Origin of the sequence: Pseudomonas sp. HMWF006 (assembly GCF_003061205.1) — a bacterium.
Taxonomy (GTDB): domain Bacteria; phylum Pseudomonadota; class Gammaproteobacteria; order Pseudomonadales; family Pseudomonadaceae; genus Aquipseudomonas; species Aquipseudomonas monsensis.
Genome location: NZ_QAIU01000581.1, coordinates 1,102 through 7,301 on the forward strand (window position 1 = coordinate 1,102; position 6,200 = coordinate 7,301).

5 protein-coding genes are annotated in these 6,200 nt (G+C 59.2%); 2 read left to right on the top strand and 3 right to left on the bottom strand.

Annotation, left to right across the window (positions count from 1 at the left end; translation table 11 throughout):
• Positions 1 to 89 precede the first annotated feature (89 nt).
• The gene (locus DBR24_RS26650) at positions 90 to 1,238 is read left to right on the top strand and encodes an efflux RND transporter periplasmic adaptor subunit (RefSeq protein WP_128616207.1); all 1,149 of its coding nucleotides are present in this window, start codon (positions 90 to 92) and stop codon (positions 1,236 to 1,238) included.
• A 13-nt stretch (positions 1,239 to 1,251) separates the two neighbouring features.
• On the top strand, positions 1,252 to 4,287 hold the full coding sequence (locus tag DBR24_RS26655; RefSeq protein ID WP_123466276.1) for a multidrug efflux RND transporter permease subunit: 3,036 nt from the start codon (positions 1,252 to 1,254) through the stop codon (positions 4,285 to 4,287).
• 167 nt (positions 4,288 to 4,454) lie between these two features.
• Here the strand turns inward: DBR24_RS26655 and DBR24_RS26660 are convergent, their stop codons facing one another.
• From DBR24_RS26660 to DBR24_RS26670, 3 genes are read right to left on the bottom strand one after another with little or no spacing between them, the layout of a single operon-like run.
• Positions 4,455 to 4,682 (bottom strand): hypothetical protein, encoded by a 228-nt coding sequence (locus DBR24_RS26660; RefSeq protein ID WP_128616208.1) that lies wholly within the window; start codon positions 4,680 to 4,682, stop codon positions 4,455 to 4,457.
• Positions 4,683 to 4,684: 2 nt separating this feature from the next.
• Positions 4,685 to 5,401, bottom strand: a complete 717-nt coding sequence (locus DBR24_RS26665) for a lipopolysaccharide kinase InaA family protein (protein WP_128616209.1) — start codon at positions 5,399 to 5,401, stop codon at positions 4,685 to 4,687.
• Between the two features lie 4 nt (positions 5,402 to 5,405).
• Positions 5,406 to 6,074: a class I SAM-dependent methyltransferase gene (locus DBR24_RS26670; protein ID WP_123466270.1), complete on the bottom strand. Its 669-nt coding sequence runs from the start codon at positions 6,072 to 6,074 to the stop codon at positions 5,406 to 5,408.
• Positions 6,075 to 6,200 lie beyond the last annotated feature (126 nt).

The window sequence follows — 6,200 nt, forward strand, 5'->3', positions numbered from 1 at the left end:
TTCATGTAAAAACTGCCAGTTGGAATCCCCCCAGCACTCGGAGTAATGTGCCCGCCTGTCTCACCTGATTTATCCTAGGAACTGGAAATATGCTGCGTCGCCGCATGCTGATCATGTTGGGTGTTGTCTTGTTGATCGTCCTGGTTCTGGGCGGGTACAAGGCCTTTTCGATCTACACAATGATCCAGGGCTTTTCCAAGCCGAAACCGCCCATCAGCGTCGCGGTGGCCACGGCTTACGAGCGGCCGTGGCAGATGCGTCTGCCCACGGTCGGCACACTGAAAGCGCTGCAAGGCGTCGAGCTGAGCCTGGAAGTCGCCGGCACCGTCACCGAACTCAAATTCGAATCCGGGCAGAAGGTCAAGGCCGGGCAACCGCTGCTGCAACTCGACAGCGCGGTCGAAACCGCCCTGCTGGAAACCGCCAAGGCCGACCTCGGTCTGGCGCAACTGGACTTCGGCCGCGGCAGCCAACTGGTCGACAGCCGGGCCATCTCCAAAGGAGAGTACGACCGGCTTTCGGCGGTTCTGCAAAAGAACAAGGCCACGGTCAACCAGCTCAATGCCTCCCTGGCGAAAAAACGCATCCTCGCGCCGTTCAGCGGCACCATCGGCATTCGTCAGGTCGACGTCGGCGATTACCTCGCCAGCGGCACCAAAATCGCCACCCTGCAGGACCTGAGCAGCCTCTACGCCGACTTCTATGTGCCCGAGCAATCGGTACCGAAACTGGCCATCGGCCAACCGGTGAATATCTCGGCCGCCGCTTACCCCGGCCAGGTCTTCCCGGGCAAGATCAGCGCGATCAACCCGATCGTCGAAAGCTCGACGCGTAATATTCTGGTGCGCGCCACCCTGGCCAACCCCGACGGCAAACTGCTGCCGGGCATGTTCGCCAGCCTCGATGTGCTGCTGCCCGATCCGCAGAAGCACATCGTGGTGCCGGAAAGCGCGATCACCTACACCCTCTACGGCAACTCGGTCTACGTGGTCGGCCAGAAGAAAGCCGCAGACGGCAGCGTCGAAAAGGACGACAAGGGCCAACCGGTGCTGATTGCCGAGCGACGCTTCATCGAAACCGGTGAACGCCGCGAGGGCCTGGTAATGATCAACAAGGGCGTGCAGAGCGGCGAACAAGTGGTGACGGCCGGCCAGATCAAACTGGACAACGGCGCCCACATTGCCATCAGCGAAGACAAGACCCTCGGCGAGCAGAACAGTCCGTCTCGCGCCGACTGATCAAGGAATTCCCATGGCTTTTACTGATCCGTTCATCCGCCGCCCGGTGCTCGCCACCGTGGTCAGCCTGTTGATTGTGCTGCTCGGCTTTCAGGCCTGGAGCAAGTTGCCCCTGCGCCAATACCCGCAAATGGAAAACGCCCTGATCACGGTGACCACGGCCTACCCCGGGGCCAACGCCGAAACCATTCAGGGCTACATCACCCAACCGATGCAGCAAAGCCTGGCCAGCGCCGAGGGCATCGACTACATGACGTCGGTCAGCCGGCAGAACTTCTCGGTGATTTCGATCTACGCACGTATCGGCTCCAACACCGATCGCCTCTTTACCGAGTTGCTGGCCAAGGCCAACGAGGTGAAAAACAAACTGCCGCAGGACGCTGAAGACCCGGTGCTGAGCAAGGAGTCCGCCGACGCCTCGGCGCTGATGTACATCAGCTTCTTCAGCAAGGACTTGAGCAACCCGCAGATCACCGACTACCTGTCACGGGTGATCCAGCCGAAACTCGCGACCCTGCCGGGCATGGCCGAAGCAGAGATTCTCGGCAATCAGGTGTTCGCCATGCGCCTGTGGCTCGACCCGGTGAAGCTTGCCGGTTTCGGCCTCAGCGCCAGCGACGTGACCAATGCGGTGCGCCAGTACAACTTCCTCTCCGCCGCCGGCGAGGTGAAAGGCGAGTACGTGGTTACCAGCATCAACGCCAACACCGAACTGAAATCCGCCGAGGCTTTTGCGGCGATTCCGCTCAAGGTCAGTGGCGACAGCCGCGTGCTGCTCGGCGATGTCGCGCGGGTGGAGATGGGCGCGGAAAACTACGACTCGATCAGTTCGTTCGGCGGCACGCCGTCGGTGTACATCGGCATCAAGGCCACGCCCGGCGCCAACCCGCTGGACGTGATCAAGGAAGTGCGCAAGCTGATGCCCGAGCTGGAAGCGCAGCTGCCGCCGAACCTCAAGAGCGAGATTGCCTACGACGCCACCCTGTTCATTCAGGCCTCCATCGACGAGGTAGTGAAAACCCTGTTCGAAGCGGTACTGATCGTGATTGTCGTAGTGTTTCTGTTCCTCGGCGCGTTGCGTTCGGTGGTGATTCCGGTGGTGACCATTCCGTTGTCGATGATCGGCGTGATGTTCTTCATGCAGATGATGGGCTACTCAATGAACCTGCTGACGCTGCTGGCAATGGTGCTGGCCATCGGTCTGGTGGTGGACGATGCGATTGTCGTGGTGGAAAACATCCACCGGCACATCGAGGAAGGCAAGACGCCGTTTGATGCGGCCCTGGAAGGTGCGCGGGAAATCGCCATGCCGGTGGTGTCGATGACCATCACCCTGGCCGCGGTGTACGCGCCGATCGGCTTCCTCACCGGTCTGACCGGCGCGCTGTTCAAGGAGTTTGCGCTGACCCTCGCCGGGGCGGTGGTGATCTCCGGGATCGTCGCCCTGACCCTGTCGCCGATGATGTGCGCACTTCTGCTGCGTCACGAAGAAAACCCCAGTGGCCTCGCCCACCGTCTCGACCGCATTTTCGACCGTCTCAAGCGCCGCTATCAAAGCATGCTGCATGGCACGCTGAACACGCGGCCGGTGGTGCTGGTGTTCGCGGTGATCGTGCTGTGCCTGATTCCGGTATTTCTCAAGTTCGCCAAGTCGGAACTGGCGCCGGACGAAGACCAGGGCATCATTTTCATGATGGCCACCGCGCCGCAGCCGACCAACCTCGATTACCTGAGCACCTATACCGACGAGTTCATCAAGATCTTCAAGGAATTCCCCGAGTACTATTCCTCGTTCCAGATCAACGGCTACAACGGCGTGCAGGCGGGCATTGGCGGGTTCCTGCTCAAGCCATGGAACGAACGCAGCCGCACACAGATGCAAATCCTCCCTGAAGTGCAGGGCAAACTGGAAGGCATCCCGGGCCTGCAGATTTTCGGCTTCAACCTGCCGTCCCTGCCTGGCACCGGTGAAGGCTTGCCGTTCGAGTTTGTGGTCAACACCGCCAACGACTACGAATTGCTGCTGCAAGTGGCCGACCGGATCAAGAAGCGTGCGATGGAGTCGGGCAAGTTCGCCTTCGTCGACCTCGATCTGGCGTTCGACAAACCCGAGGTGGTGGTCGATATCGACCGCGCCAAAGCCGCGCAAATGGGCGTGTCGATGCAGGATCTGGGGGGCACGCTGGCGACGTTGCTGGGTGAAGCGGAAATCAACCGGTTCACCATCGAGGGGCGCAGTTACAAGGTCATTGCTCAGGTTGAACGCCCCTTCCGCGACAACCCGGACTGGCTGAACAATTACTACGTGAAAAACACCCAGGGCGAGTTACTGCCGCTGTCGACTCTGATCAAGGTCAGCGACCGCGCACGACCGCGCCAGCTCAATCAGTTCCAGCAACTCAATGCGGCGAAGATCTCCGGTTTTCCGTTGGTGAGCATGGGTGAAGCCATCGACACCGTTCTGCAGATCGCCCGGGAAGAAGCGCCGGCCGGTTTTGCCTTCGACTATGGCGGTGCGTCACGCCAGTTCGTTCAGGAAGGCAGCGCGTTGTGGGTGACGTTTGCACTCGCGCTGGCGATCATTTTTCTGGTGCTGGCGGCGCAGTTCGAGAGTTTCCGCGATCCGCTGGTGATTCTGGTGACGGTGCCGTTGTCGATCTGCGGGGCGCTGATTCCGCTGTTCCTTGGCTGGTCGAGCATGAACATCTACACCCAGGTGGGGCTGGTGACGCTGATCGGCCTGATCAGTAAACACGGCATCCTGATCGTCGAATTCGCCAACCAGTTGCGCAAGGACAAAGGCCTGACAGTGCGTGAAGCCGTTGAGGAAGCGGCAGCGATTCGTTTACGGCCGGTGTTGATGACCACTGCAGCGATGGTGTTTGGCATGGTGCCGTTGATTCTCGCCACCGGTGCCGGCGCGGTCAGCCGCTTTGATATCGGCATGGTGATTGCCACGGGGATGTCGATCGGCACGTTGTTTACGCTGTTCGTCTTGCCATGCGTTTACACCCTGCTGGCGAAACCCGATCCCACACCAACCGCATAACCCCCTGTAGGAGTGTGCCTGCTCGCGATAGCGGTCTGTCAGTTAATAATGATTTGAATGACACACCGCTATCGCGATCAGGCTCACTCCTACAAGGGATCTGTGTCGTGTCGGGCATAAAAAAAGGCCTCGCATCTGCGAGGCCTTTCAGGTGGGCTTCAATCGGTTCAACTCTGCGGCCTCATTCCTTGGGAAAGTCCGAACATGAACAACAACAAATCATGGTCGGGCTTGGTCGCCACGGAGGCTTTGGCCACCCGTGGGATCGAACAATGGGCGTCGCTGGTAGACGCCCCAATGACCTGCATGCGTGGCTGCTCCCAGGCAGCCACCGCCAGTGATGCAACTGCCAAGGCTCCAACCAAAAACAAACCTCGTGCAATTTCGAGTTTCATCGCTATAAACCTTTGATAGCGCTGCCAAACGCCGTCTCATAAAAGTAGACGAGTTTTTTCCAGTCCGCGTCGCGGAACGACGAGTGGCGGCGTAATTGCTTCATGTCGTGAGAGGCAGCGCGATAGGCAGTCAGACGCTGGCGACATTTCTCCAAGTCGATCAGGGCTACTTCAACCTTGGCCGATTCGCCTTCGCCGGTGACCCGCACGAACACATGTTTGATGTAGATGCAGCTGTGCTGCCAACGGCCCTTGTGCATGCGCGCCAGATTCTCGGCGAGGTCCTTGAGCACACGCTCATAAACGACGTCGCCGCACTGATCACGCCCGCCGGCAGAAGCCAGCCAGTGTTCCAGCTCCTGGAAACCGTCCAGGGACTTGGTCACCAGCAACGCACGCCACTTGTGCTGCGGGTCGGGCTGGGTACCACAGAAAACGATTTGCGGCACGCGCACGCCAAGCTTGCTCACGCCGGTCAGGGCATCCAGCTCACGCAATACCGTCGGCCGTCCGAACGGGTGCAACCAGCTGCGATAGATATGACCGGTCTGGCGCTTGGCATACAGCAGTTGACCATCGCGTCCAACGACCCGCTGGACTCCACTTTCGCCACCGCGCCGCACGTTGGGTTCTTCCACCCACTCACCGCGCTGGTTCCAGTAAAAGTCAAAGCGATCTTGCGGAGCGACGTCCGTTTCTGCTGCAAATTGCACTGCCATCCTGCTACCTCTTGCGTAATACGTAAACTCGCCACATGGCGTAGAGCGGAATAAAGTCCAGTTGTTCCTGAATTCGAAACCCTGCTTCCTCGAATTCCTTTTCGACCGTAGCGGCCGGTAACACAAAGCGATTCTGGTATTGCCGTTTGTCACGCTTCTGCTCGGCGCGTTGACGCTTCCACGCCTTGAAATTGCCGTCGACCCACAGCGAAACAATCACGCTGTCGCGGGTCACGCGCTCAAATTCACGCAGAATCGTGCGCCGATGCTCGGCCTCACCGATGTGATGCAGCAGTCGCATGCAAAAAATGCTGTCGACGGCGTTATCCGGCAAGGCGATGTCGAACGCAGACGTGTGCAAGGGTTGTACCCGTTTCACCACGTCAGCCGGTTGCGACGCCATGGCCGTCTTGATCATCGACTCGGAATTGTCCGCGCCGATGATCACCCGATTGGTTTTTTCACCCAGCAATGGCCAGAAACGCCCCGCCCCACAAGGCAGGTCCAGCACCAGTCCTGGCTCACCGACCAACGCCAGCGCCTTGCGGGCCAGCTGTTCGTCACGCCAGTGAGAAAGACGACGACCAAGGCTTTCCTTGTGCTTGCGCAGATATTTCTGGGCATGCTGATCGTCATATTTTTCGGAAAAATCGAGCTTGATCGGGCCGGCCATCACCAGGACTCCTGAGTTACTGATGCCACCACCATAGGCAGCGGCGTGTCAGCGTCAGGTCATCCCTTTGTGAAAAAAACGTCGGGTCTACCGGCAAAGTATTACAGAGTTATACAGGATTTAGAC

Excerpts from the sequence above, each read along its gene's own strand:
- DBR24_RS26655 (WP_123466276.1), top strand. The coding sequence starts at position 1,252 with ATGGCTTTTACTGATCCGTTCATCCGCCGCCCGGTGCTCGCCACCGTG.
- DBR24_RS26665 (WP_128616209.1), bottom strand. The coding sequence starts at position 5,401 with ATGGCAGTGCAATTTGCAGCAGAAACGGACGTCGCTCCGCAAGATCGC.
- DBR24_RS26650 (WP_128616207.1), top strand. The coding sequence starts at position 90 with ATGCTGCGTCGCCGCATGCTGATCATGTTGGGTGTTGTCTTGTTGATC.
- DBR24_RS26670 (WP_123466270.1), bottom strand. The coding sequence starts at position 6,074 with ATGGCCGGCCCGATCAAGCTCGATTTTTCCGAAAAATATGACGATCAG.
- DBR24_RS26660 (WP_128616208.1), bottom strand. The coding sequence starts at position 4,682 with ATGAAACTCGAAATTGCACGAGGTTTGTTTTTGGTTGGAGCCTTGGCA.